The following is a 23,381-nucleotide window of genomic DNA, read 5'->3' as shown; positions in this document are numbered from 1 at the left end:
TCGGCTGAACTGCCTCACGCCGCGAGCCGGGATTGCCCGGCGCCGGCCGCAGGAGACTCTCACCGTGCCCGCAGCCGGCCCCGTCGATCGCAGCTCATCGGGGGAGCTGGCTCCCGCCCGCCTTCCGTCGCGCCTCGCCGAGATCTGGCGCGCGGCGCGGCTGCCGATCCCGCAGCATGCCTGGTTCTGGATCGGCATCCTCCTCCTCAGCGCCGGGGCCGGGCTGCTCTACGACGCGCTCTTCCACAACGGCACCCCGCTGGTCGCGGCGATCCACGGCTTCTTCATCGGCGCCTGCGCCCTGCTGATGGAGCGCGGCACCCTGCTGCCGCGGCTCCAGGCGCGCCTGCGCCTCCTGCCGACCTTCCTCTACGTGCCGATCGCCGAACTCGCCTATGTGGGGATGATCACGCTCGGCCACGCCACCGGCGGCGTCATGGTCTGGAGCACCGGGCTCACGCCGGAGCCCTTCGCCGCGGCGGTGCTGCCCTCGCTCCGGGTGCTGGTCTACGCCCTGGCGGTCTCGGCGCTCCTCGTCTTCGTGGTGCGGATGCGCGACCTCATCGGCGCCGAGGTCTTCGTCAACCTGCTGGTCGGGCGCTACCACCGGCCGGTCGAGGAGGAGCGCATCTTCCTGTTCGTCGACGTCGTCGGCTCGACCGCCTACGCGGAGACCCACGGCGCCCTCAAGACCCAGGCCTTCCTCGGCGCCGTCTTCGCCACCCTGGCCGAGCCGGTGCGCCGCTGTCAGGGCTCGACCGACGACTTCATCGGCGACATGGCGATGATCACCTGGCCGATGGCCCGCGGCCTCCAGGGCGCCCGCTGCGTCGCCTGCGTGCTGGCGATCCAGGAGAGCCTGTCCCGGGACGCGGCGGCTTGGCAGGAGCGCTTCGGCGCCGTGCCGCGCATCCGCGCCGCCCTGCATGGCGGGCCGGTGGTCACCGCCGAGGTCGGGGTGGACCGGCACAAGATCGCGTATTTCGGCGACGCGGTGAACGTCACGGCCCGGCTGGAAGCGCTGTGCCGCACCCTCGACGCGCCGGTGCTGATCTCGGGCGACCTCCTGGCCAAGCTGCCGCGCCTGCCGGACGGGGTGCGGGCCCGTCCCCTCGGCGAGCACCCCGTCCGCGGGCGCGATCAGGCCCTGTCGGTCGCGGCCCTCGAGCCTGCCCCGCGCGCCGGCCGCGCGGCGCACGAGGGGCGAAGCAGCTACAGCGAAGCACACCCGAGCTGATTCGACCGCGCCTTGCCCTCGACGTCGAGGGCAAGGCGTTCGGCGCAAGGTCACAGGCCTGGGTTCTCCGCGCCGACGCCCATGCGGACTTAAAGCCAGCACCTTCGCGTCCGTTCGAAGGTGCGGCGATGACAAGAAACCTGCGCCTCGTGCACGCAGGCTTGCTGTTCCGTCGCAGGTTCTCGCCGGAGAACCGGCCGCCACGGACCGCGAAACCTGCTCAGGTCGGGCCGAGAACGGCCTTTTGCCGGAGTCATCGGCGCCGTCTGCAATGAAATCCGCCGGCTTCCGCCGTTCCGGCGACTGCATTCACGCACGGGAAACACGCTTCGGGATCGCGAACCGTGAATCTCGCCGGCTACCGGCTGTGATCCGGGGGCGATCAAGTCGTGCGTGATGAAATTGCGACTCATTCTATACAGCAGTAATCACCGGAGGACATGCTACCATCCAACGGTTGCTGCGGCTCCGGCGCATCCTTCTGGCAACCATCGTGCACGAACAATATATGTTCTTGATCTTTCTCGACAGGTACTATCCCGCCTTACAAGCCATGAACCAAAGAGGATGGAGCGACCGCCCCGCAAGCGCCGGAGTTGGGAGTTCTTCCTACCAAGGGTGAACGCAACACAACCGAGCCGGCAACCGTTTTCGACAAGATTTTCGCGGGGAGATTGACCGAGGCTGAGGGTTGGTTCTTTTTCCCCTTGCGGCGCGGACGCCGACATCATAGTTGCACGCAGAAGCAAAGACAGGCCGGCCCTACGGCATGGGAGTCCTGAGGCGGGTATGTCTAAGCGTCTTATGGATCTACCCTGAGCAGAAGGCCGGAGTGATGAGTGAGAGTGAGGCATCGACGCACCGTATCGAGCTCGCCGCAGACATCGTGGCAGCGTTCGTGAGCAACAACTCGGTTCCGGTCACCGACCTGCCGGGCCTGATCGCCTCGGTTCACGCCGCGCTGGGCGGCCTCGGCCACGGTGAGGCGACCGAGCAGGCCGAGCCTCTCACCCCGGCCGTTCCGATCAAGAAGTCGATCATGCCGGACTATCTCGTCTGCCTCGAGGACGGGAAGAAGTTCAAGTCTCTGAAGCGGCACCTGCGCACCCGTTACGGTCTGTCGCCCGAGGATTACCGGGCGCGCTGGAATCTCTCGCCCGACTACCCGATGGTGGCGCCCAACTACGCGGCGGCCCGCTCCGAGCTGGCCAAGACCATGGGCCTGGGGCAGCAGCGGCGCAAATCGCAGCGCGGCGACGGCGGCAGCCGCGCGGCCGAGGGCTGACCGGCGGCGAGCCGCTACGGCTCCGGATAAATGCATCTTATGGTTGCATAACGGGACGCTCCGGGAACCCGGGCGCCCGCCCTCCGCGGTGCGGGCCGATGCTCAGTCCCAGTCGGGGTTGGGCCGCTCGCCGACGAAGCAGTTGCCCCGGGGCTCGCCTTGCGTCCGCTGCAGGAGAGGCCCGGTCTCGCGGCCGGCCACCTCGCGGATGATCTTGGTGCGGATCGCGGCGGCGAACTGATCGCGCTCCCGGACCGGCACCATGAAGCTGCCGCTGCCGCCGATGACGCAGTCGCGGTAGTAGAGGTCGAGGTCCTTGATATCCCACGGACCGCTGGGCTCGCGGATCATCAGCGGCAGGCCGTTGATGACGATGCCCTGACCGACGGCGTCGTCCCGGGCCTTGGTCACGGCGCGGCCCTGGTTGTTCGGGCCGTCGCCCGAGACGTCGATGACCCGCCGCGTCGCCTCGAAGCCGCTGCCCGCGAGCAGGCCGGCCGAGAAGTCGATGGCGCTGGCGATCGACGTCCAGGTCGAGCGTCGGGGCGGGCTCTGGACCAGCTGCTCGGCGAAGCCGGTCGCCTCCTCGGGCCCGGAGATCAGCGTCCAGGGCACGACGACCCGCTGGTTGCCCACCCCGGCCCACTCGACGTAGGTGACGGCGATGCGGCCGACCATGCCCTGGCGGATGGCCTGGTGCACCGCCGGGCTGCGGAAGGCCGCGACGTAGCCTTCCCGCTGCACGGCCTGCTCGTCGCCGGTCATCGACAGCGAGACGTCGACGGCCAGCACCAGGGCGACGTCGACCTCGACCGGGACGCCCCCGGCCCGGACGGGCGGCCCGACCGCCGCCGCGGCCAGAAGGCAGGCGAGCAGCGCGACGAAGCGTGATCTCATCCGGGGTCTCCCCTGCGCCGGCCCGCGTGAGGTTCCGGCGAACGGTCAGGATCGAACGAGGCGGCATCCGAACGCAAGCGCCGCGAAGGCCTTGCGTCGACACGCTCCCGTGAGGCCGCGGGCCCGCCGGCCCCCGCGCGTTCTGCTGTGGATGGCGTGCCGGCCCGGGAGCGCCTTAGGCCGCGAGCAATGCGGTCCCGCGAGAGTCCGGACCGCCCGTCCGCGGTCAGCGCGGCACAGAGACCCCCACAGAGATCCCCCGATGCCCCGCGCCTCCAGCCTCGCCGACCGCCTGTTCTGGCCCATCGTGGCCGGCGGCGTGGCGAGCCTGTGGCTCGGCCCCGGGGCGCTCGCCGCCGCCGGCCTGGTGGTGCTCGGCCTCGTCGCGCATCGCCTCGGACGCGGCGGTCGCTTCCGGCGGCGGGTGCGGGCGATCGCCCACCGGCACCGCGAGACCCTGGCCCTGCGCCGCCGGCAGGAGAGCTACGTCGACCCCTACGGCAACGAGATCCTCGACGGCTGGCTGCGCGAGCGGACCTACTTCGCCGAACGCACGGTGCTGCCGCGGCTCGAGGCGGAGGGCTACGGCGACCTGATCGAGTCGCGCTGGGACGAGATCCTGAGCCTCGTGGAGGCGGCCTCCCTGAGCGTCGCGGCGCCGGACGAGACCGAGGCGCTGCCGGAGGACGGTCTGGCCTACGAGCGCTACTGCGCCGCCCTGCTCGAGCGGGCCGGCTGGGAGGCCCGCACCACCCGGGCCGCGGGCGACCAGGGCGCCGACGTGGTGGCGGAGCGGGACGGGGTCCGGCTGGTGCTGCAATGCAAGCGCTACGCGAAGCCCGTCGGCAACGGGGCGGTGCAGGAGGTGGTGGCGGCCCGCAGCTACTGGAGCGCCGATCGCGCGGCGGTGGTCTCGAATGCCGGCTTCACGCCGGCGGCCCGCAAGCTGGCGGCGGCGACCGACGTGCTGCTGCTGCACCACGACGCGCTTCTCGAACTCGGGGCGCGGCGCGGCGGGCGGCAGCGCTGAGCCGGCGGATGCCGGAGCGGGGTCCGGTATCCGCCGGCTCAACGTGGATTCCGCCGGAGCCGAGGCTCAGTTCGTGAGTTCGCAGACCTTCCAGATGCGCTTGAACTCCTCGTTGGCCCGCTCGCGCTGCGCCCTCACCTCTTCCGCGAGCAGGTCGCCCGCGGCCTCGTCGATGCTCTCCAGGAATCCCTGCTCCTTCGCGTCGACCGGCGCGGGCGGCGGTGGCATGTTCCAGGACAGCATCGGCGCTTCTGACATACTCACTCTCCCTACATGTACCTTTTGTGTCGATCCTGCGCTGTCGAGTGCCTGAAAGCAACGCCTCGTGCCTATGGCACGGGCACGAAACGGGCGAGTGTGTCCGCAATCAGACGCGTCCCCGTGCCGCCCCCGGTGACGGGATGGCCCCGGCCCTCGTCCTGGATCGTTTCCCGGCCCGCGGATCGCTCGGGCGCCGAAGCGCCGGCGCAGCGGCGATGACCGCTCTGCGGCGCCTCGCGCGGCTGCCCGGCCTCGTCGCGCGCGGGTTCGTCGGTCTGGTCTATCCGCCGAGCTGCATCGCCTGCGGGGCCGCCACCGGCGTGCCGCACGCCCTCTGTGCCGGCTGCTGGAGCGGGGTGCGGTTCATCGAGCGGCCCTATTGCGAGCGGCTCGGCACCCCCTTCTCCGTCGATCTCGGGGCACCGGGGCTCCTCTCGCCCGCGGCGCTCTCCGATCCGCCGGTCTACGGCCGTGCCCGGGCGGTGGCGCGCTACGATGCGACGGCCCGGCGGCTGGTGCAGCGGCTGAAATACGAGGACCGGCTCGACCTGGCGGGCGCCCTGGGGGCGATGATGGCGCGCGCGGGCGGGGAGTTGCTGGCCGAGGCCGACGTGGTGGTGCCGGTGCCGCTCTGGCGCTGGCGACTGTGGCACCGGCGCTTCAACCAGGCCGCCCTGCTGGCGCGGGCCGCCACCCGCGGCAGCGGCGTGCCGGTCGCGCCCGACCTGCTCGCCCGGGTGCGGCGCACCCGGGCGCAGGTCGGCCTGAGCCGGGCGGCCCGGGCCGAGAACCTGCAGGGCGCGTTCCGGGTGCCGGAGGCGGCGCGGGCGCGCCTCCAGGCCAAGCGGGTGCTCCTCGTCGACGACGTGCTGACCACCGGCGCGACGGCCAACGCCGCCGCCCGGGCGCTCCTGCGCGGCGGGGCGGCGGCGGTCGACGTGCTGGTCTTCGCCCGAGTGGTGAGCGACGGGACGTGACGAGCGGCGTCAGGCACGCTGCGCGTCGCCGATGATGCCCTCCTGCCGGGCCGGCTCCGCCGCCGCGGTCAGCACCTTGCCGCGCGGGCCGACCCAGACGCCGACCCACTTGCGCGACCACAGGGCGAGGCAGCCGAGCACGATCGCCGTGAAGGCGGCGTAGAACAGGAAGCCCGTCGCGAAGCCGCCGGTATACTGCTTCGACAGGCCCATGGCGTTCGGCAGGATGGCGCCGCCGAGCGCCCCGACCTCGCCGATCATCGAGCCGGCCACCGCCGTGTTGGTCGGCCAGCGCAGGGGCACGAGCTGGAACAGGGCGCCGTTGCCGGCGCCGAGCGCCGCGAAGCAGAGCATGAACAGCAGCGTGGTGACGAGGAGCGTCGGCGCCGCGGTGAGCATCAGGAACGAGCCGACGGCGGCGAGCAGCACCACGGTCAGCACCAGGATGCCGCCGATCCGGTCGGCGAAGTAGCCGCCGAGGATGCGGATGCCGGAGCCCATCAGGGCGGCCAGCATGGTCAGGCGCCCGGCCTCGACCTTGGTGACGGCGAACTGCTCGTAGAAGAAGGTCGGCAGGAAATTCGACAGGCCGATGAAGCCACCGAAGGTGATGACGTAGATCAGGTTGAAGGCCCAGCCGTCCTTCTCGAACAGGCAGGAGACGTGCTGCTTGAAGCTCTGGTGCTCGCGGTCCGGCGGCTCCTTGGCGAAGACGATCATCACGACGAGGGGGATCAGCATGAACACGCCGGCGAAGCCGTAGACCGCCTGCCAGCCATAGGCCTGGGCGAGCGGCGGCGCGAACAGCACGGCGAGCACGGTGCCCGAGTTGCCGGCCCCGGCGATACCCATCGCCAGGCCCTTGTGCTGGGCCGGGAACCAACCCGAGCCGAGGGACAGGGCCACCCCGAAGGACGCGCCGGCGATGCCGAGCAGCACGCCCATGGCGAGCACGTCGTTGAACGAGTGCACCAGGAAGAAGCCGTAGGCCATCGCCAGGATGATCAGCGCCATCTCGGTGATCGCGGCGTTCTTGCGCCCGATATACTGGGCGAGCACGCCGAGGGGGAAGCGCATGATGGCGCCGGCGAGGATCGGCAGCGAGATCATGAAGCCGGTCTGGGCCGGCGTGAGCTTGTAGGTCTCGGTGATGAACGGCCCCATGGCGCCGTTCAGCACCCAGATCGCGAAGCAGAAATCGAAGTACAGGAACGCGGCGAACAGGGTCGGGGGATGACCCGACTTCATGACGGTCTTGAAACTGGCCATGGTTGGAGCCTCACGCACAGCCCCCGCGGGGGGTCTTGATCGCGCTTCAGGGCGAGGGCGGCAGCCGGTGCGCCCGGTCACGCCCTCAATCTGTCGGACATCCCTGTCCAAGGCTCGGGCGTCTTTGCCCCGCGGGCCGTGAGGCCAGCCTGCGGAACTCAACAGCAACTTTCGTGCCAACCGGCATCGAGGACGCGCGGACCCTCGCCGCGGCCTGCCTGCCTCACGGGCAGGCAAGTGCTGGCGCACGCGCGGGCAGCGGGTTGATCGGCAGCAAGACGCCCTCGTGGGTCTGCGGCCTCTCGCGCCGTCCCGGAACTCGCGGCGAGACGAGAACTCGGGCGCCTGTCGGCGCCGGTGCGGGAGACGGCCGGGCGGGCTCCGCCACGGAACCCGGACGATGGCTTCCGGAGTCGGTCCCATGCCAGCGTGCTCCCGCATCGGCGCGGGAGCGTCCGGCGCGAGGTCACAGGCCGGGCTTTCCGCAGCCGGCCCCCGTTCGGGATTGAGCCCGCGCCGCCGAGCGAGTCCGCTCGATGGCGCGGCGGTCTCACACCTTCACGTCGAGCACGCGCCCCTGCCCCGGCGGGGCGGGTGCGTTCGCGGTCTGCGCCACCAGGCCGGCCACGTCGCGCTCGGCGTCGATCTGGCGGCGGGCGGCGAGGGTCGCGACCTGCTGGCTGAAGGCGGCGCCCTGGAGGGTCAGGGCGCCGGCGGCGAGGGAGGCGGTGCTGGGGGCGGTCATGACGCCATGCTGCGCCCGAACCCGTGAGCGGGCCGTGAAGAAATCAGCTCAAGAGCTGCGTCATCCGGGCGAGGGCGGCGGCGAAGCCGGCGAGCGGCACCGTGATGGTCTCGGCCTCGCCGTTGGGCTTGGTGCCGGTCACCCGCAGGTTCACCGCGGTCTTCATCGCGTCGGTGGCGACGGTGGGGAAGCTGATCGGCACCAGGCAGCCGGCCTGGACGCAGGCGGTGTAGGGCGCCCCCTTGCCGAGCGTCGCGTCGTCGAGCTTGAAGGTCACGCCGGGCTCGATCGACAGGCCGAGCGGCATCAGCATGAGACCGTTGCTGCGCCCGTCCTGCGGCGGGCTCAGCTCGATGCTGAAGCGGCGCTGCCCGGTCTGGGCCACGCCTTGCGCCTGCGAGAGCTGGCACTGGCGCTTCTCGCTCTCGCGGGTGCAGCTGATCGTCCAGTCGCCGTAGACCTCGCTCACCGCGCTCGCCCCGTTGGGCCAGGCGCCGGTCGGGGCCGCCACCGCAGCAGCAGCCGCCGGGGCGGCCGCGGGTTTCGGGGCCGGCTTGCGGGGCGCCGGCTTCGGGGCAGGCTTGGGGGCCGGCGCCTCGGCGGCCGGCTCCTCCTGGGCGCGGGCGGGCGGGGCGAACGGCACGGCGACGAGCGCGGCGAGGACCAGGAGGCTGGCGAGGGACGGGCGGCAGGGCGGCATGACGGCAGGATTCCTCGGCGCCCGCCCGCGCCGGGGCGCGGGAGCGGGCCTTTGTCTCGGGGCTCCTCTAGAGCGCCGGGCGCCGGAAGGGAAGCCGCGGCGGTCCTCTCTCCCGGCGCCATGCCGTTGAGATATATTGGGATTATTCCAATGAGCCGGGCCAATGAACCCGGATCGTCAGCCGAGATCCTCGTGCCAGGTCCGCCCGTCACGCTCGATCAGCGCGATGGCGGCGGTGGGCCCCCAGGTGCCGGCCGGGTAGGGGCGCGGCGGCTCCGGCCGGTCGGCCCAGGCGTTGAGCAGGCCGTCGGCCCAGGCCCAGGCAGCCTCGACCTCGTCGCGGCGCATGAACAGGGTGGCGTTGCCGCGCACCACGTCCATCAGCAGGCGCTCGTAGGCGTCCGGGTAGCGCTGGTTGAAGGTCTCCTCGAAGGAGATGTCGAGGCCCGTCGCCCGCAGGCGCATGCCGCCGGGGCCCGGCTCCTTCGTCATGACCTCGAGCTTGATGCCCTCCTGCGGCTGGAGCCGGATCACCAGGCGGTTCGGCTCGCGGGCGAACTCGTCCGGGAAGATGCTGAACGGCGAGGAGCGGAACTGCACCACGATCTCCGAGACCTTCTGCGGCAGCCGCTTTCCGGTGCGCAGGTAGAACGGCACCCCGGCCCAGCGCGGCGTCATCAGCTCGAGCTTCAACGCCACGAAGGTCTCGGTCAGGCTCTGCCGGTGCTCGCCGAGGTCGGCGGCGTAGCCCGGGACCGGCTGGCCGTTCACGGCACCGGCGACGTACTGGCCGCGCACGGTGCGCATCGGCACCTCGTGGGCGGGAATCGGCTTCAGGGCGCGCAGCACCTTCAGCTTCTCGTCGCGCACCGCGTCGGCGTCGAGGGAAAGCGGGCTCTCCATGCCGAGCAGGCAGAGGAGCTGCAGCATGTGGTTCTGCAGCATGTCCCGCAGAGCGCCGGAGGTGTCGTAGTAGCCGCCGCGCCCCTCGACCCCCACCGTCTCCGCCACGGTGATCTGCACGTGGTCGATCACGTCGGCGTTCCACAGCCGCTCGAAAATCGTGTTGGCGAAGCGCAGGGCCAGGAGGTTCTGCACCGTCTCCTTGCCGAGGTAGTGGTCGATGCGGAAGATCTGGCTCTCGGGAAAGACCGTGCCGACCTGGTCGTTGATCGCGCGGGCCGAGGCGAGGTCGTGGCCGATCGGCTTCTCCAGCACGACCCGGGAGCGCTCGCCGATCAGCCCGTGGGCGCTGAGGTTGCGGCAGATCGCGCCGTACAGGCTCGGCGAGGTGGCGAGGTAGTAGGGCCGCACGTGGTCGGGATGCTCGGCCAGCAGGTTCGCCAGATCCTGCCAGCCCGCCTCGCCCGCCCCGTCCACCGCGACATAGCGCAGATGATCGAGGAAGCGGGTCAACGTGTCGGGCTCGCGGTCGGCGGCCGGCACGTGGCGCTCGAGTGCCGCGGCGGCGAGATCCCGGTACTCGCCGGTGCCGAGCTGGCTGCGCGCCGCCGCGATGATGCGGCTGTCCTCCGGGATCTGCCGGTCGCGAAAGCGGTAGTAGAGCGCCGGCAGCAGCTTGCGCATCGTCAGGTCGCCGGTGGCGCCGAACACGACGGCGTCGAAGGCGGCGACGGGAATGATCTTGTGCATCGGGTGACGGGTCTCCCGCTCTCGCCGGCCGCCCCTGCAAGGGCGCGGCCAGCCTCCAGGTCCGACGGACGCGGCGCGCGTCCGGCTGTGTCACGCACCCGCGAACGCGGTGCGCGTCGCCTCTGGCGGCACTCCTCCCGCCCTCGGCGCCGTTCCGGTGCCGCGGCAGCGGTCAAGCCGACCGGGCAGGCCCCTGAGCAGGTTTTGTCGCAAAAGCGGCGGCCGGTTTCGCGACAAAACCTGCGACAAAACAAAGACCTGAGCGGGCGAAGCGGTGGCCTGCCAACGCCCGTCTGCTTCAGAACGAGGCCGGCGTCGCCGCTGCCGCCTTCACGCCCTGGTCCGCACCGGGGCCGCCGCCCTCCGGCGGCGCCTCCATGTGGGCCGCGAACGCGGCCTTGTGGTCGGGATGCCAGCGCGACAGGGCCGGACGGTTGCGGATGACGTCGTCGGCCGCCCAGCGCATCCGCCTCTCGTCCATCTCCCGGGTGGTCTCGTTGTCCGGACAGAGGATGTAGAAGTCGCCCGCCGCCATCTTCTCGAGCAGGAAGTCCACGGTCTCCTCCGGCGTCCAGGCGCCGTGCGGCTTCTCGGTGACCCCGCGGGCGCGGGTCAGGCCGGTATAGACGAAGCCCGGGATCAGCAGATGGGCGGTCAGGGTTGATTTCTTCTCGCGCAGCTCGTGCGCCAGCGCCTCGGTCGTCACCCTCACGGCGGCCTTGCTGACGTTGTAGGGCGTGTTGCCGGGCGGCGTGGTGATGCCCTGCTTGGAGCCGGTGACGATCACCGCCCCGGGCTCAGACCTCTCGATCATCGCCGGGACGAAGGCCTGGATGGCGTTGACGACGCCCCACAGGTTGGTGTCGATGATCCGGTGCCAGGTCGCCGCGTCGGAGAAGAAGCGCCCGCCGGCCTCGATGCCGGCATTGGCCATCAGCAGCGAGACGGGCCCGAGGGCGTCGGCCTCCCGGCGCAGGGCTGCGAGCGCTTCCGGCTGCGAGACGTCCGTCGGGACCGCGCGGACATCCGCCTCGCCGCCGGCCGCCGCACCCGCGACCGCGCGGCCGGCCTGCGTCAGCGCCTCGCCCGGCAGGTCGGCCAGCACCACCCGCATCCCGGCCGCGGCGAAGGCCTTGGCGGCCGCGAGGCCGATGCCGCTGGCCGCGCCGGTGACGACCGCGACGCGGCCCTTCGCGAGTGCGGGGTGATGGGTCATGGTGCGCTCCGCCTGGATGTTGGGCTCGTCCAGGCCGGCAGGTAGGCGGCCGTGCGGGAAACGCCACACGCGGCGGCGCAAAAAATCGCCCTCGGGCCCGTTTCCGTCGCTGCGGCGGGGAGCCCGGCAGGTCGCGTCGCGGAGGCTCGCGCGCCTCGCCGCCCGCGACGCGCAGAACATGGTCAGCTCAGGGGATGAGCGACGCGGACGACCGTCACCCGGTCGCCGTTCCCAGCAGGCGCCCGATCCGGTGCAGCCCGATGTCGAACCGCGTCTCCCCGTCGATCGCCAGGTCGGCCAGGATCTCGCCGATCACGCTGCAGAACTTGTAGCCGTGGCCCGAGCAGGGCGAGGCGACCACCACCTGGGGCAGGTCGGGCAGGGTATCGAGGACGAAGTGCTCGTCCGGCGTGTTGGTGAACAGGCAGGCGCGCAGGGCCATGGTGGGCCCGTCCGCCTTCGGGAAGTAGCGGGCCAGCGCCGTGCGCAGGGCCGCCTCGTCGTAGGCGTGCACCTCGCGGTCGATGGTCTCGGCCGGGCCGGTCTCGTTGAGGTGGTGGTAGAGCCCGAGCTTGAAGCCGGGCTGGCCCCAGGCCGGGAAGCCGTAGAAATGGCCTTCCTCGAACAGGGCGTTGAAGACCGGGAAGGTCGAGAGCGTGAAGGCGGCGGGGTCGCGGGGCTGGAACCAGCCGAGCACCTGGCGCTCCGGCAGGGCGCGGCCGGCGAGCGCCGGCACGATGTCCTGCATCCAGGCCCCGGCCGCGAGGACGAGGCGCCCGGCCTCGTAGGTGCCGCGCTCGGTCCGCACCCGCACGCCGTCGCCGGCCGGCTCCCAGGACAGGGCGCGCTCGCGGGCGCGGATGTCGGCGCCCGCGCCCTGCGCCAGGGCGACGTGGGCCACGATGCCGCGCTCGGAGGCGACGAAGCCGCCCTCGGATTGCAGCAATGCGGCGTGCCCGGCGGGCAGCGCGTAGCCGGGAAAGCGGGCGTTCAGCGCCGCCGCATCAAGGATCTCGTGCGGCAGGTCGTGGAGGCGACAGGCGGTGAGCGCCCCCTGCACCACCCGGCTGCCTTCCGGCCCGGCATCGATCGAGCCGGTGACGTACAGGAGCTGCTCGCCGAAGCGGGTCTCGGCCTCGCGCCAGTTCTCGTAGGCCCGCCGCAGCAGCGGCACGTAGGACGGATCCTCGAAATACGCGAGGCGGATGATGCGGTTGACGCCGTGGGACGAGCCCATGGCGTGGGGGATGTCGAAGCGCTCGAGCCCCAGCACCCGCTGGCCGCGGCGGGCGAGGTGCCAGCACGCGGCGGACCCCATGCCACCGATGCCGAGCACGATGACGTCGTAGGGGTGTGACACGCGCGCTCCTCTCCCGGATCGCGCCGGCCCCCGCGGCGGCCTGGCGCGACAGACTCATATCAGCGCTCTCGCTTCGACACGTCGCGGCGAGAGCGTCCGGCGCAAGGTCACGGGCGGGGCTTTTGCGCCCGCGCCCGCTCGGACTTTGAACCCGCACCGCCGAGCGGATCTGCTCGACGGCGCGGCGGTCTCACTCGCCCGACGACTCGGCCGGCTTGGGGAAGAGCTCGCCCGACGGCTCGGACCCGGCCTCGGTGCCCTCGAACCGGGTGCGACGGCGGCGGCGCGGGCGCGGCGCCGGCGCATCGCCCTCCGCCTCGACGGGGGCCGCGGGCGGCGCCGGCGGCGGCTCCTCCACCGGAGCGGGCGCGGGAGCCACGGGACGGACCGGGGTGGTCAGGAAGGCCGGCAGGCCGGTCGGCTCGTCGGCGGCCAGGACCGGCTCGGAGCGGGGCTCCTCGCGGCGGCGCTCGCGGCGGAACTCGGACCGGCCGCCCTCGCGGTAGCCCTCCTGCCGCGGGTTCTCCTGGCGCTGGCCCTCTTGACGCTGGCCCTCTTGGCGCGGGCCTTCTTGGCGTGGCGAGTCCTGGCGCACGGCCTCGCGCGGCGGCTCGACGCGGGACAGATCCTGACGGTCGGCCCCCTGGCGCTCGACCCGATCCTGGCGGTCCCGCTGCTGGCGATCCTGGCGGTTCTGGAAGCGCTCGCGGCGATCCTGGCGCTCCGGTCGGTCTTGGCGATCCTGACGGTCGAAGCGGGACGGGCGGTCTTCGCCGCGGCTCTCGTAGGGCTGGGGCTGCTGGCCGGGATCGCCGTAATCGTCGGGGGCGCCGTAGCCGGATGCAGCGTAGCCGTTGACGCCGCCCCGCTCCTGTGGCGCGTAGCCGTTCGGCTGGGTGCCCTCGTCGTCGCCCTCGTCCTCGTCGTCGAAGCTCTGACGGCCGTAATTGCCGCCGTACTGCTGGCGGTACTGCTCGTTCGCCGCGGCGATGATGCGCTGGTAGTGCTCGCCGTGCTGGAAATAGTTCTCGGCCATCACCGGATCGCCGCTCGCCTGGGCGTCGCGGGCGAGCTGGGCGTACTTCTCGGCGATGTGCTGGGCCGTGCCGCGGATCTTCACGTCAGGGCCGTTCGACTCGTAGGCCCGGGTGAGCGGGTTCGGCCCCTTGTTGCTGCGGTTACGGCCACGCATACGCCTGTTCTGGTTCGGTCTCATCGGTCTCGGCTGACCCTCTTCGACGACTTGAAGGGCGGGACTTCACGCGCGCGGCGGTTCTTCGACCGCGGAGTCGGGCGGCCTCTGGCGGGCCATGGCCGTCTCCGCAGCGATGTCCGCCATGCCCTGTGCGACCGCGGGCCGTCTCACGGTCCGGCCACCGTCGATCCACAGATGCGGGTCACCGGACCGCCTACGCGCTGATTGGTCTGCCCGGTGGTGGAAGATCGTCCAAAGGTCCGCGCTCGATGTCGCGCCCGAGAACTGAGCCTGGCTGTGTTGTCCGGACCGTTCACGATCTGCCCTGGGACGTTAGCGGGTTCGGCCGGCCGAGCCAAGTGATTTTGAGCCGATTTCGTGCTCAAAGGCCACATGAACCTGGATAATCCACGTCAGGCCCCGGCCGCCGCCATCACGACCACCCGCGGATGGCCCGCGAGGTCGCGCCGCACCTGCGCCGAGAGCCCGTGCGCGGCGGCGAGGCGGCGGAGCGCCTCCTCCTGGTCGTAGCCGATCTCGACCAGGAGGTGTCCGCCCGGCGCCAGCAGGGGCGGCACCTGGGCCAGGATGGCGCGGTAGGCGTCGAGGCCGTCGGGACCGCCGTCGAGGGCGAGGCGCGGGTCGTGGGCGCGCACCTCCTCGGCGAGGCCGGCGATGACCGGGCCGGCGATATAGGGCGGGTTGGCGACGACGACGTCGAACGGCCCGGCCAGCGCGGCGGCCCAGTCGCCGGCCACGAAGGCGGCACGGTCGGAGACGCCGTTGCGGGCGGCGTTGGCCCGGGCGGTGACGAGCGCGCCGTGCGACCGGTCGAGGCCGAGGCCCCGGGCCCGGGGCCACTCGCTCAGCAGCGCCACCAGGATGCAGCCCGAGCCGGTGCCGAGATCGAGGAGGCGGCGCGGACCGCCCGGCGGCAGGCCGAGGCCGAGGGCCGCCTCGACCAGAGTCTCGGTGTCGGGGCGCGGCACCAGCGTCTCGGGCGAGAGCCCGAAGGGCAGCCCCCAGAACTCCCAGGCGCCGATGATCCGGGCCACCGGCTCGCCGGACGAGCGCCGGGCGAGGTAGGAGGCCAGGCGCTCCGCCCCGGCCTGCCCGACCGGCTCGCCCCCGTGCAGGGCGAGGTCGGTGGCGGTGAGGCCGAGCGCCTCCTCGACCAGGATCCGGGCATCGAGGGCGGCGGTCTCGATGCCGCGGGCGGCGAGCGCGTCGGCGGCCCGGGCCCTGGCGGCGATCCGGCTCGTATCCGCGGCGACCGGCGTCACGCCATCCCCTCGGCGGCGAGCAGAGCCGCCTGGTGCTCGGTGACGAGGGCGTCCACCACCTCGTCGAGGGCGGTGCCGGCCATCACCTCCTCGAGCTTGTAGAGGGTCAGGTTGATGCGGTGGTCGGTCACCCGCGCCTGCGGGAAGTTGTAGGTGCGGATGCGCTCCGAGCGGTCGCCGCTGCCGACCTGGGCCCGGCGGTCCGCGGCGCGGGCGGCGTCCTTCTGGGTCCGCTCCTGCTCGTAGAGCCGGGCGCGCAGCAGGGCGAGGGCCCGGGCCCGGTTCTTGTGCTGCGAGCGCTCCTCCTGGACGAAGACCACGATGCCGCTCGGCACGTGGGTGATGCGGATCGCCGACTCGGTCTTGTTGACGTGCTGGCCGCCCGCACCTTGAGCCCGCATGGTGTCGATCTTGAGGTCGGCGTCGTTGATCTGGACGTCGACCTCCTCGGCCTCCGGCAGGACCGCCACGGTGGCGGCGGAGGTGTGGATGCGCCCCTGCGTCTCGGTGTCGGGCACGCGCTGCACCCGGTGGGCGCCGCTCTCGAACTTCAGCCGGGCGAAGACGCCGCGCCCCTTCACCTCGGCCACGACCTCGCGGTAGCCGCCCATCGTGCCGGGGCTCTCGGAGATGACCTCGACCCGCCAGCCCTTCAGGTCGGCGTAGCGGGAATACATCCGGAAGAGGTCGCCGGCGAAGAGCGCCGCCTCGTCGCCGCCGGTACCGGCGCGCACCTCCAGGATGGCGCTCTTCTCGTCGGCGGCATCCTTGGGCAGCAGCAGGAGCTGAAGCGCCCGGGCGGCGGCGTCGCGGGCGGCCTCGGCCTCCGGCTTCTCCTCGGCGGCGAGCGCCCGCATCTCCGGGTCGCCCTCCGCGATCATCTCCTCGACGCCGCGCAGCGCCTCGTCGGCGGCCCGGTAGGCGCGGATCGCCTCCACCACCGCGTCGAGATCGGAGAGCTCGCGGGAGAGCTGCACGAAGCTCTCGGCGTCGGCCTCGCCGGCGCTCAGGGTGGCGGTGACGATGTCGTGGCGGGCCAGGATGGCGTCGAGACGGTCGGACGGGATCGCGATCATGAAAGAGATATGGCCATTGGCGTCGGCCGGCTCATCCGGGGCGGCCCGCGCCCGGTGCCGGAGATGGTGCCGCGTATAGCAGGTCTGCGGGGGTTGAGGAGTCGCGGCGGCCGTGGACAAAAGGCGGCCCGTCGCGTCGCGAGCACGCGCGGCCCTTTGCGGATGGGGGCCGTCTGCCTTATCTTGAGGGCGAGGAGCCGCGGGAGGCACCCCGCGACCCCTCTTGTCAGGTAGATGTTATCAGATCAGCCCGATCGTGATGGTGACGACCCATCCGGTCGGGCCTTTCATGACGGTGATCGTCACGAACGGCCAGCCGTTCACATCTCTCACCCCCTCTCCGGTCTGCGCCAGCTCGAAGGGCGGCGGCCGGCGACTCTGCCGCAAGCTCTGGTGCCCCAGAGCCTTCGCGGCCGGAGAGGGTCTTTCCTAACGTCATCTATGATCGTACGCCGACATTACCAATTCGCGTAGCCGGCGGACATCCGCTCGGATCGTGCCGGGCCCGTGTCCGTCAGATCAGACCGCCCGGTCAGACCGGAACGCCGTGCTCCTCCGCGAAGGCCGCGAGCGCCGGGCGCAGGGACGCCCCGTCGCGGGTCCGCGCCAGTTCCCGATCGAGGAAGGCCGCCACGGCGCCGGCATCGATCCCCAGCACCATCGCCTTCACCGGGCCGATCGAGGCCGGGGACATCGAAAGGGCGCGGAAGCCCAAGCCGATCAGCGCCATCGCCTCGAGCGGCCGGCCGCCGATCTCGCCGCAGACCGTGGCCGGGGTGCCGGCGGCCTCGGCCCGCTCGGCGATCAGCCGGAACGCCCGGAGCGCCGCGGCGCTCAGGGGGTCGAAGCGGTTGGCGACCTGGCGGTTCTCGCGGTCGACGGCGAACAGGAACTGCATCAGGTCGTTCGAGCCGACCGAGAGGAAATCCGCCTCCGCGGCGATCTCGTCCATCTGGAACAGCAGCGAGGGCACCTCGACCATCACGCCGAGGCGGCAATCCGCCGGCAGCGGGTGGCCGTGGCGGGACAGGTGCGCCTTCTCGCGCTCGACGATCGCCCGGGCGCGGACGAACTCCTCCACGGTCGCGACCATCGGGAACATGATCTTGAGCGGGCGCCCCCGGGCCGCCTTGAGCAGGGCGCGCAGCTGCATGCGCAGGAGGCCGGGCCGGTCGAGCCCGATGCGGATCGCCCGCCAGCCCAGCGCCGGGTTCTCCTCCTCGAGCGCCTTCATGTAGGGCAGCACCTTGTCGCCGCCGATGTCGAGGGTCCGGATCGTCACCGGCAGGTCGCCGACGGCGTCGAACACCGCCTCGTACAGGAGCTGCTGCTCGGCCGCCGTCGGCATCCGCTCGGCGACCATGAACTGCAGCTCGGTGCGGAAGAGGCCGACGCCCTCGGCCCCGGTCTCCTGCAGGTGCGAGAGGTCGACGATCAGGCCGGCATTGAGCTGGAGCCCGACCGCGACGCCGTCGCGGGTGACCGCCGGCACGTCGCGCAGCGAGCGGTACTGCTCCTGGCGCCGCGCCCGCAGTCGCGCCTTCTCGGCGTAGGCCGCCTCGATCTCTGGGCCCGGCCGGATCTGGATCTCGCCCGCCCCGCCGTCGACGATGATGGCGTCGCCGGTCTCGACGAGGGCGGTGGCGTTGGCCACCTCGCCCACCGCCGGGATGCCGAGGGCCCGGGCCACGATGGCGATGTGGCTCGTCGGCCCGCCCTCCTCCAGCACCACGCCGCGCAGGCGGGCGCGGTCGTAGTCGAGGAGCGCCGCCGGGCCCATCGAGCGCGCCACCAGGATGGCGTTCTCGGGCATCGCGGACGGCCCGATCCCCTCGCGACCGACGAGCTGGCGCAGCAGCCGGTTGGCGAGGTCGTCGAGGTCGTGAAGGCGCTCGCGCAGGTAAGGGTCGCTCTGGCGCAGCATGCGGGCGCGGTTGTCGGACTGCACCCGCTCCACCGCGGCTTCCGCGGTCAGCCCGGACAGCACCGCCTCGCGCATCCGGCGCAGCCAGCCCTGGTCGTGGGCGAACATCCGCACCGTCTCGAGCACCTCGCGGTGCTCGCCGGCCCCCGCGACGTCGCCGCGCTCGACGAGGTCGTCGATGGCCGCGCGGACCTCCGCGATGGCGGTGTCGAGGCGCGACGCCTCGCGCTCGACGTTCTCGGCGATCAGGTTGCGCACCACGATGCGCGGCTCGTGCAGCACGACGTGGCCGAGGCCGACGCCGTCGGCGAGCGCCACGCCGAACTGGCTGAGCGCCCGGCGCGAGGCACTGACGGTGCCCGGCGACAGCGCCTGCAGCTCGCCCGAGGCGATCATCTCGGCGAGCACCATCGCGGTGGTCTGGAGCGCCTCGATCTCCTCCTCGGAATAGACCCGGTAGGTGCGGTTCTGCACCACCAGCACGCCGAGCGTGTTGCCGGCCCGCAGGAGCGGCACGCCCAGGAAGGCGTGGTAGATCTCCTCGCCGGTCTCCGGCCGGTACGAGAAGGCGGGGTGCGACTGGGCGTCGGAGAGGGAGAGCGGCTCGGCGGTGGCGGCGATCAGGCCGACCAAGCCCTCGCCGGCCCGCATGGTGGTGAGGTGCACCGCCTCGCGGTTGAGGCCCTCGGTGGCGAACAGCTCCAGCATCCCGTCGTCGCGCAGGACGTAGACGGAGCAGACCTCCGCGACCATGTTGGACGCGATCAGGACGACGATGCGGTCGAGGCGTGCCTGCGGGCCGACCGGCTCCGCCATGGCCTCGCGAAGGCGGCGCAGTAGCAGGCGCGGGCCTCCAGGCGCTGCGGGCATCGTGTCGTGTTCCACCCTATGGCGAGACGGGCTCCGCGAAGCGCAACCGTAACGCTTGCGCGCACGGGCCTGCCGCATCGGCCCCGTATGGCCGTATAGCGAGTTCAGCGCCCGGCCGGCAAGCATCCTTCCGGGGGGATCGGGGCGGAGCCCCGATCTGGTTAGGCCTTGTCGAGGCCGTAGAGCGCGTGAAGCGTGCGCACCGCCAGCTCGGTGTAGGCGGCGTCGATCAGGACCGAGAACTTGATCTCCGAGGTGGTGATCGCCCGGATGTTGATGCCCTTCTCGGCCAGGGCCCGGAAGGCCTTGGCGGCGACACCGGCGTGGCTGCGCATGCCGACGCCGATCGCCGAGACCTTGACCACGTCGGTGGCGCCCTCGATGCGCTCGAACTCGACCGCGCCGCGTTGCGCGTCGAGGATCGCGCGGGCGCGCTCGTAATCGGCCGCCGGCACCGTGAAGGTCATGTCGGTGGCCGCGCCGTCGCCGGACACGACCTGGATGATCATGTCGACGTTGATGTTGGCGTCCGCCAGCGGGCCGAAGATGGCGGCGGCGATGCCGGGCTTGTCCTTCACCCGGCGAAGCGTGATCTGGGCCTCGTCCTTCGAGAAGGCGATGCCCGTGATGATCTGCTGTTCCACGATATCGTCCTCGTCGCAGATGAGGGTGCCGGGGCGGGCGTCGTCGGGGTCGTCGAAGGAGGAGCGCACGGTGGTCGGCACCCGGTGCACCATGGCGAGCTCGACCGAGCGCACCTGGAGCACCTTGGCCCCCAGCGAGGCCATCTCGAGCATCTCCTCGAAGGCCACGCGCTCGAGGCGCCGGGCCTTGGGCACCACCCGCGGGTCGGTGGTGTAGACGCCGTCGACGTCGGTGTAGATGTCGCAGCGCTCGGCGCCGATCGCCGCCGCGACCGCCACCGCGCTGGTGTCGGAGCCGCCGCGCCCGAGGGTGGTGAGGCGGCCGGTCTCGGCGTGGATGCCCTGGAAGCCGGCGATCACTGCGACCTCGCCGCGCTTGAACCCGGCATCGAGGCGGGCGCCGTCGATGCGCTGGATCCGGGCCGAGCCGTGCTGGTCCGAGGTCTCGATCGGGATCTGCCAGCCCTGCCAGGAGCGGGCCTTGATGCCCATCTCGGCGAGCACGATGGCCAGCAGCCCCGAGGTGACCTGCTCGCCGGAGGCGACGACCGCGTCGTACTCGGACTGGGCGTAGAGCGGCGAGGCGTCCTTGCACCAGGCCACGAGCTCGTTGGTCTTGCCGGACATCGCCGAGACGACGACCGCGACCTCGTAGCCGGCCCGCACCTCGCGGGCGACGTGGCGGGCGACGTTGCGGATGCGGTCGACCGTGGCGACGGAGGTGCCGCCGAATTTCATCACCAGGCGGGGCATGGGGATCCGATCGAACAAACTTCTTCATGCCGCAGCGCGAAGCCGCGGGCGCTCGGCGGGTACAAGCGGCCCGTGCCGGTGTCAACGTCGCAGGCCCGGCGCGCGGCCGCGTCGCGGCGGTTGGCCGGAGGCAGGGACTACGCTACGTCGACCCGACGACCGATCCTCGTTTTTCCTGCAGGAAGGCCTGGCGCCGATGAGCGAACCGACCGGACCCTCGATCGACCGCGACGAGGTCGCCCGCTTCGATCGCCTGGCCGCGACCTGGTGGGACGAGGCCGGTCCGATGCGGGTGCTGCACCGCTTCAACCCGGTGCGCCTGACCTACATCCGCGACACGGTCTGCCGCCATCTCGGCCGCGATCCGCTGGCGCCGGCGCCGCTCGCGGGTCTCAGCCTCGTCGATGTCGGCTGCGGCGGCGGCGTGCTGTCGGAGCCCCTGGCGCGCCTGGGCGCGGAGGTGACCGGCCTCGACCCGGCGGTCACCAACGTCAGGGTCGCGCAGGCTCACGCCGACGAGGCCGGCGTGCCGGTGCGCTACCGGGCCGAGACGATCGAGGCGGTGGTGGCGGCCGGAGAGCGCTTCGACGTGGTCTGCGCCATGGAGGTGGTGGAGCACGTCACCGACATGCCGGCCTTCGTGCGCACCGCCTGCGCGGCGGTGAAGCCCGGCGGCCTGTTCTTCGCCGCGACCATCAACCGGACGATGCGCTCCTTCGCCCTCGCCATCGTGGGGGCGGAGTACGTCCTCGGCTGGCTGCCGAGGGGCACGCATGACTGGGAGAAGTTCGTCACGCCGGACGAGCTGCGGCAGGCGGTCGAAGCGGGCGGCCTCTCGGTCAGCGACGCGACGGGGGTCGTCTTCAACCCGCTCACCGGCCGCTGGAGCGCCGCCCGCGACACGGCGGTGAACTACATGATCGCGGCCGAGCGGCCGCGGGCCTGATCGAGCAACCCCGAGGCTGTCTCCTCCGTTGTCGGCGCGACGACGCGAGGAGACGTCTCATGCTCGAGAAGATTCCGCACGCCGTGGGCGAAGCCCTGTCGGGCCTCAAGGCCGGCATCGAGAAGACCGCCACCCACGCGGAGTTCGAGGCCGTGCCGGGCGGCATCCGGGTGACCAGCCCGGCCTTCGCCGACGGGGCCGCCATGCCGGCCCGCTTCACCCAGGACGGGCTCAAGCTGTCGCCGCCGCTGACCTGGAGCGGCATCCCGGCCGGCACCGCCGCCCTGGTGCTGCTGGTCGAGGATGCCGACAGCCCGACGCCGAAGCCGATCGTGCACGCCATCGCGTGGGACCTGCCGGAGGACAGCGACGGCCTGCCTGAGGGTGCGCTGGCGAGCCCCGGATCCGACGGCACGGTCGAGGAGGTCGGCAAGAACACCTTCCTGAAGGCCGGCTACCTGCCACCGGATCCGCCGACCGGCCACGGCCCGCACCGGTACCTGTTCCAAGTTTTCGCCCTCAACCGGCACCTCGGGCTCGAGGGCGTTCCGGGCCGCGGCGCCCTCCTGCAGGCCATGCACGGCCACGTCCTGGCCAAGGGCGTGCTGATCGGCACCTACGAGCGGCCCTGACCGCGCTTGCCAGCCGGCGCGGCCTGCCCCACCACTGCGAGCCAGGCCGCCGGGGTGCGGCGGGGAGGATTGTTGGCGATGAAGGCACTCCTGTGCAAGGCGCTCGGCGGGCCGGAAGACCTGGTGATCGAGGAGGTGCCGGACCCGGCGCCCGGCCCGGGCGAAGCCCTGGTGCGGGTGACGGTCGCGGCTCTCAACTTCTTCGACACTCTGATCATCGCCGGCCGCTACCAGGTGAAGCCCGAGCTGCCGTTCTCGCCCGGCGCCGAGGCCTGCGGGGTGATCGAGGCACTGGGGCCGGGCGTGGAGTCCTTCCGGGTCGGCGAGCGGGTCATCGTGCATCTCGGCTACGGCGCCTGCCGCGAGCGGGTGGTCGCTCCGGTCTCCGGCCTGACCCGGGTGCCAGAGGGCGTCAGCGACGAGCAGGCGGCGGGCCTCTCGGTCACCTACGGCACCTCGCTGCACGCGCTGCAGGACCGGGCGAACCTGAAGCCCGGCGAGACCCTGGCGGTGCTTGGCGCCACCGGCGGCGTCGGCCTCGCGGCGGTGGAGCTCGGCCACGCGATGGGCGCGCGGGTGATCGCCTGCGCCTCCTCGGCCGAGAAGCTCGACCTCGCCAAGGCGCACGGCGCCGACCTCACCCTCGATTACAGCCAGGAATCCCTTCGCGACGGGCTGAAGCGGCTTGGCGGCGAAGCCGGCATCGACGTCGTGTACGATCCCGTCGGCGGCGCCTATTCAGAGCCCGCCCTGCGCTCGCTCAACTGGAAGGGGCGCTTCCTGGTGGTCGGCTTCGCGGCCGGCGAGATCCCGAAGATCCCGCTGAACCTGGCGCTGCTGAAGGGCATCGACATCCAGGGCGTGTTCTGGGGTGCCTTCCTCAAGCGCGAGCCCGAGGGGCACGCCGCGAACCAGGCCCGGCTGCTGTCGCTGGTGCGCGAGGGCCGTCTCTCGGCGAAGGTGCACGGGGTCTACCCGCTCGAGGAGGCAGCGGCCGCCCTCGGCATCCTGGCGCGCCGGGAGGCGATGGGGAAGGTGCTGCTGCGGCCCTGACCCCCCTCCCCTCCCGCCGCCGTGGCGGGAGCGGTGCCAATGCCAGTCCGGGAACTGTTCGGATGCCACGCCGTTCACAGCGTAGCTTTTCGATTCCCGAGCGTCAGGACGGAGACACCGTGGGCGACCTCATCCGCATCATCCTGCTCGTCGTGATCCCGCCGCTCGGCGTGCTGGTCACGGCCGGGTTCGGGCTACAATTCATCCTCAACGTGGTGCTGACCCTGTTCGGCTACCTGCCGGGCCTGATCCACGCCGTCTGGGTGGTGACGCGCCGCAACTACTGAGCGGCGGAACGGCCTCAAATGCAAAGAGGCCCGCCGGGCTCTGGGCCTGGCGGGCTTCTTCGTGTGGTTGGTTGCGGGGACAGGATTT

General features: G+C 72.1%; 21 protein-coding genes. 8 read left to right on the top strand and 13 right to left on the bottom strand.

Going from position 1 to position 23,381, the window contains the following annotated elements; all coding sequences use genetic code 11:
* The first annotated feature begins 160 nt into the window (after nucleotides 1-160).
* Nucleotides 161-1,237, top strand: a complete 1,077-nt coding sequence (locus VQ02_RS18775; protein WP_209437035.1) for an adenylate/guanylate cyclase domain-containing protein — start codon at nucleotides 161-163, stop codon at nucleotides 1,235-1,237.
* 835 nt (nucleotides 1,238-2,072) lie between these two features.
* Nucleotides 2,073-2,522 (top strand): Ros/MucR family transcriptional regulator, encoded by a 450-nt coding sequence (locus VQ02_RS18770; protein ID WP_048445731.1) that lies wholly within the window; start codon nucleotides 2,073-2,075, stop codon nucleotides 2,520-2,522.
* Nucleotides 2,523-2,624: 102 nt separating this feature from the next.
* Here the strand turns inward: VQ02_RS18770 and VQ02_RS18765 are convergent, their stop codons facing one another.
* Entirely contained in the window at nucleotides 2,625-3,419 is a 795-nt protein-coding gene (locus VQ02_RS18765; RefSeq protein ID WP_048445730.1) for a DUF1194 domain-containing protein, read from the bottom strand.
* A gap of 262 nt (nucleotides 3,420-3,681) precedes the next feature.
* Here VQ02_RS18765 and VQ02_RS18760 point away from each other — a divergent pair, with 262 nt between their 5' ends.
* Complete coding sequence (locus VQ02_RS18760; RefSeq protein WP_048445729.1) at nucleotides 3,682-4,449, top strand: restriction endonuclease; 768 nt, start codon at nucleotides 3,682-3,684, stop codon at nucleotides 4,447-4,449.
* A gap of 66 nt (nucleotides 4,450-4,515) precedes the next feature.
* On the opposite strand, the gene VQ02_RS37285 is transcribed toward VQ02_RS18760, so the two are convergent.
* Nucleotides 4,516-4,707, bottom strand: a complete 192-nt coding sequence (locus VQ02_RS37285) for a hypothetical protein (protein WP_157080698.1) — start codon at nucleotides 4,705-4,707, stop codon at nucleotides 4,516-4,518.
* A gap of 218 nt (nucleotides 4,708-4,925) precedes the next feature.
* Here VQ02_RS37285 and VQ02_RS18755 point away from each other — a divergent pair, with 218 nt between their 5' ends.
* On the top strand, nucleotides 4,926-5,687 hold the full coding sequence (locus tag VQ02_RS18755) for a ComF family protein (RefSeq protein ID WP_048445779.1): 762 nt from the start codon (nucleotides 4,926-4,928) through the stop codon (nucleotides 5,685-5,687).
* 9 nt (nucleotides 5,688-5,696) lie between these two features.
* Here the strand turns inward: VQ02_RS18755 and VQ02_RS18750 are convergent, their stop codons facing one another.
* The 11 genes from VQ02_RS18750 to VQ02_RS18700 all read right to left on the bottom strand — a co-directional run bounded on the left by VQ02_RS18750 (nucleotide 5,697) and on the right by VQ02_RS18700 (nucleotide 20,375).
* Nucleotides 5,697-6,956 carry an MFS transporter gene (locus tag VQ02_RS18750; RefSeq protein WP_048445728.1) on the bottom strand — a complete coding sequence of 420 codons (1,260 nt, stop codon included), beginning with the start codon at nucleotides 6,954-6,956 and terminating at the stop codon, nucleotides 5,697-5,699.
* Nucleotides 6,957-7,506: 550 nt separating this feature from the next.
* Nucleotides 7,507-7,701 (bottom strand): hypothetical protein, encoded by a 195-nt coding sequence (locus tag VQ02_RS18745; protein ID WP_048445727.1) that lies wholly within the window; start codon nucleotides 7,699-7,701, stop codon nucleotides 7,507-7,509.
* Nucleotides 7,702-7,744: 43 nt separating this feature from the next.
* Nucleotides 7,745-8,401 (bottom strand): invasion associated locus B family protein, encoded by a 657-nt coding sequence (locus VQ02_RS18740; RefSeq protein WP_048445726.1) that lies wholly within the window; start codon nucleotides 8,399-8,401, stop codon nucleotides 7,745-7,747.
* A gap of 177 nt (nucleotides 8,402-8,578) precedes the next feature.
* Nucleotides 8,579-10,054 (bottom strand): glucose-6-phosphate dehydrogenase, encoded by a 1,476-nt coding sequence (zwf, locus tag VQ02_RS18735; RefSeq protein ID WP_048445725.1) that lies wholly within the window; start codon nucleotides 10,052-10,054, stop codon nucleotides 8,579-8,581.
* Nucleotides 10,055-10,352: 298 nt separating this feature from the next.
* Complete coding sequence (locus VQ02_RS18730; RefSeq protein WP_083469309.1) at nucleotides 10,353-11,270, bottom strand: SDR family NAD(P)-dependent oxidoreductase; 918 nt, start codon at nucleotides 11,268-11,270, stop codon at nucleotides 10,353-10,355.
* 214 nt (nucleotides 11,271-11,484) lie between these two features.
* Nucleotides 11,485-12,630 carry an N-methyl-L-tryptophan oxidase gene (gene solA / locus VQ02_RS18725; RefSeq protein WP_048445724.1) on the bottom strand — a complete coding sequence of 382 codons (1,146 nt, stop codon included), beginning with the start codon at nucleotides 12,628-12,630 and terminating at the stop codon, nucleotides 11,485-11,487.
* 190 nt (nucleotides 12,631-12,820) lie between these two features.
* Nucleotides 12,821-13,822, bottom strand: coding sequence for a DUF4167 domain-containing protein (locus VQ02_RS18720; RefSeq protein ID WP_048445723.1), 1,002 nt, complete (start codon nucleotides 13,820-13,822; stop codon nucleotides 12,821-12,823).
* Between the two features lie 416 nt (nucleotides 13,823-14,238).
* Complete coding sequence (gene prmC, locus VQ02_RS18715) at nucleotides 14,239-15,108, bottom strand: peptide chain release factor N(5)-glutamine methyltransferase (RefSeq protein ID WP_053080435.1); 870 nt, start codon at nucleotides 15,106-15,108, stop codon at nucleotides 14,239-14,241.
* On the bottom strand, nucleotides 15,105-16,184 hold the full coding sequence (gene prfA / locus VQ02_RS18710) for a peptide chain release factor 1 (protein WP_048445722.1): 1,080 nt from the start codon (nucleotides 16,182-16,184) through the stop codon (nucleotides 15,105-15,107). Before prfA ends, prmC begins: the two co-directional genes overlap by 4 nt.
* Before the next feature lie 532 nt (nucleotides 16,185-16,716).
* Complete coding sequence (gene ptsP / locus VQ02_RS18705; RefSeq protein WP_048445721.1) at nucleotides 16,717-18,978, bottom strand: phosphoenolpyruvate--protein phosphotransferase; 2,262 nt, start codon at nucleotides 18,976-18,978, stop codon at nucleotides 16,717-16,719.
* Nucleotides 18,979-19,139: 161 nt separating this feature from the next.
* A complete protein-coding gene (locus VQ02_RS18700) occupies nucleotides 19,140-20,375 on the bottom strand; it encodes an aspartate kinase (protein WP_048445720.1) in 1,236 nt (411 codons plus the stop codon).
* Between the two features lie 196 nt (nucleotides 20,376-20,571).
* Here VQ02_RS18700 and ubiG point away from each other — a divergent pair, with 196 nt between their 5' ends.
* The 4 genes from ubiG to VQ02_RS35810 all read left to right on the top strand — a co-directional run bounded on the left by ubiG (nucleotide 20,572) and on the right by VQ02_RS35810 (nucleotide 23,293).
* On the top strand, nucleotides 20,572-21,321 hold the full coding sequence (gene ubiG, locus VQ02_RS18695; RefSeq protein WP_048445719.1) for a bifunctional 2-polyprenyl-6-hydroxyphenol methylase/3-demethylubiquinol 3-O-methyltransferase UbiG: 750 nt from the start codon (nucleotides 20,572-20,574) through the stop codon (nucleotides 21,319-21,321).
* Nucleotides 21,322-21,380: 59 nt separating this feature from the next.
* Nucleotides 21,381-21,953 carry a YbhB/YbcL family Raf kinase inhibitor-like protein gene (locus VQ02_RS18690; protein WP_048445718.1) on the top strand — a complete coding sequence of 191 codons (573 nt, stop codon included), beginning with the start codon at nucleotides 21,381-21,383 and terminating at the stop codon, nucleotides 21,951-21,953.
* 78 nt (nucleotides 21,954-22,031) lie between these two features.
* On the top strand, nucleotides 22,032-23,006 hold the full coding sequence (locus VQ02_RS18685) for an NADPH:quinone oxidoreductase family protein (RefSeq protein ID WP_048445717.1): 975 nt from the start codon (nucleotides 22,032-22,034) through the stop codon (nucleotides 23,004-23,006).
* Nucleotides 23,007-23,125: 119 nt separating this feature from the next.
* Entirely contained in the window at nucleotides 23,126-23,293 is a 168-nt protein-coding gene (locus VQ02_RS35810; protein WP_245239779.1) for a YqaE/Pmp3 family membrane protein, read from the top strand.
* Nucleotides 23,294-23,381 lie beyond the last annotated feature (88 nt).

The sequence above is a fragment of the Methylobacterium variabile genome, assembly GCF_001043975.1.
Classification (GTDB): domain Bacteria; phylum Pseudomonadota; class Alphaproteobacteria; order Rhizobiales; family Beijerinckiaceae; genus Methylobacterium; species Methylobacterium variabile.
Note: the sequence above shows the minus strand (reverse complement) of the source record. Positions and strands in the feature narration are given on the sequence as shown.

What these genes read in the sequence shown, in the direction of transcription:
- VQ02_RS18770 (WP_048445731.1), top strand. Translation starts at nt 2,073, where the DNA reads ATGAGTGAGAGTGAGGCATCGACGCACCGTATCGAGCTCGCCGCAGAC.
- VQ02_RS18685 (WP_048445717.1), top strand. Translation starts at nt 22,032, where the DNA reads ATGAAGGCACTCCTGTGCAAGGCGCTCGGCGGGCCGGAAGACCTGGTG.
- ptsP (WP_048445721.1), bottom strand. Translation starts at nt 18,978, where the DNA reads ATGCCCGCAGCGCCTGGAGGCCCGCGCCTGCTACTGCGCCGCCTTCGC.
- VQ02_RS18750 (WP_048445728.1), bottom strand. Translation starts at nt 6,956, where the DNA reads ATGGCCAGTTTCAAGACCGTCATGAAGTCGGGTCATCCCCCGACCCTG.
- VQ02_RS18730 (WP_083469309.1), bottom strand. Translation starts at nt 11,270, where the DNA reads ATGACCCATCACCCCGCACTCGCGAAGGGCCGCGTCGCGGTCGTCACC.
- VQ02_RS18740 (WP_048445726.1), bottom strand. Translation starts at nt 8,401, where the DNA reads ATGCCGCCCTGCCGCCCGTCCCTCGCCAGCCTCCTGGTCCTCGCCGCG.
- ubiG (WP_048445719.1), top strand. Translation starts at nt 20,572, where the DNA reads ATGAGCGAACCGACCGGACCCTCGATCGACCGCGACGAGGTCGCCCGC.
- zwf (WP_048445725.1), bottom strand. Translation starts at nt 10,054, where the DNA reads ATGCACAAGATCATTCCCGTCGCCGCCTTCGACGCCGTCGTGTTCGGC.
- VQ02_RS18720 (WP_048445723.1), bottom strand. Translation starts at nt 13,822, where the DNA reads ATGCGTGGCCGTAACCGCAGCAACAAGGGGCCGAACCCGCTCACCCGG.
- VQ02_RS37285 (WP_157080698.1), bottom strand. Translation starts at nt 4,707, where the DNA reads ATGTCAGAAGCGCCGATGCTGTCCTGGAACATGCCACCGCCGCCCGCG.
- prfA (WP_048445722.1), bottom strand. Translation starts at nt 16,184, where the DNA reads ATGATCGCGATCCCGTCCGACCGTCTCGACGCCATCCTGGCCCGCCAC.
- VQ02_RS18765 (WP_048445730.1), bottom strand. Translation starts at nt 3,419, where the DNA reads ATGAGATCACGCTTCGTCGCGCTGCTCGCCTGCCTTCTGGCCGCGGCG.
- VQ02_RS18690 (WP_048445718.1), top strand. Translation starts at nt 21,381, where the DNA reads ATGCTCGAGAAGATTCCGCACGCCGTGGGCGAAGCCCTGTCGGGCCTC.
- VQ02_RS18760 (WP_048445729.1), top strand. Translation starts at nt 3,682, where the DNA reads ATGCCCCGCGCCTCCAGCCTCGCCGACCGCCTGTTCTGGCCCATCGTG.
- VQ02_RS18700 (WP_048445720.1), bottom strand. Translation starts at nt 20,375, where the DNA reads ATGCCCCGCCTGGTGATGAAATTCGGCGGCACCTCCGTCGCCACGGTC.
- VQ02_RS18755 (WP_048445779.1), top strand. Translation starts at nt 4,926, where the DNA reads ATGACCGCTCTGCGGCGCCTCGCGCGGCTGCCCGGCCTCGTCGCGCGC.
- VQ02_RS18745 (WP_048445727.1), bottom strand. Translation starts at nt 7,701, where the DNA reads ATGACCGCCCCCAGCACCGCCTCCCTCGCCGCCGGCGCCCTGACCCTC.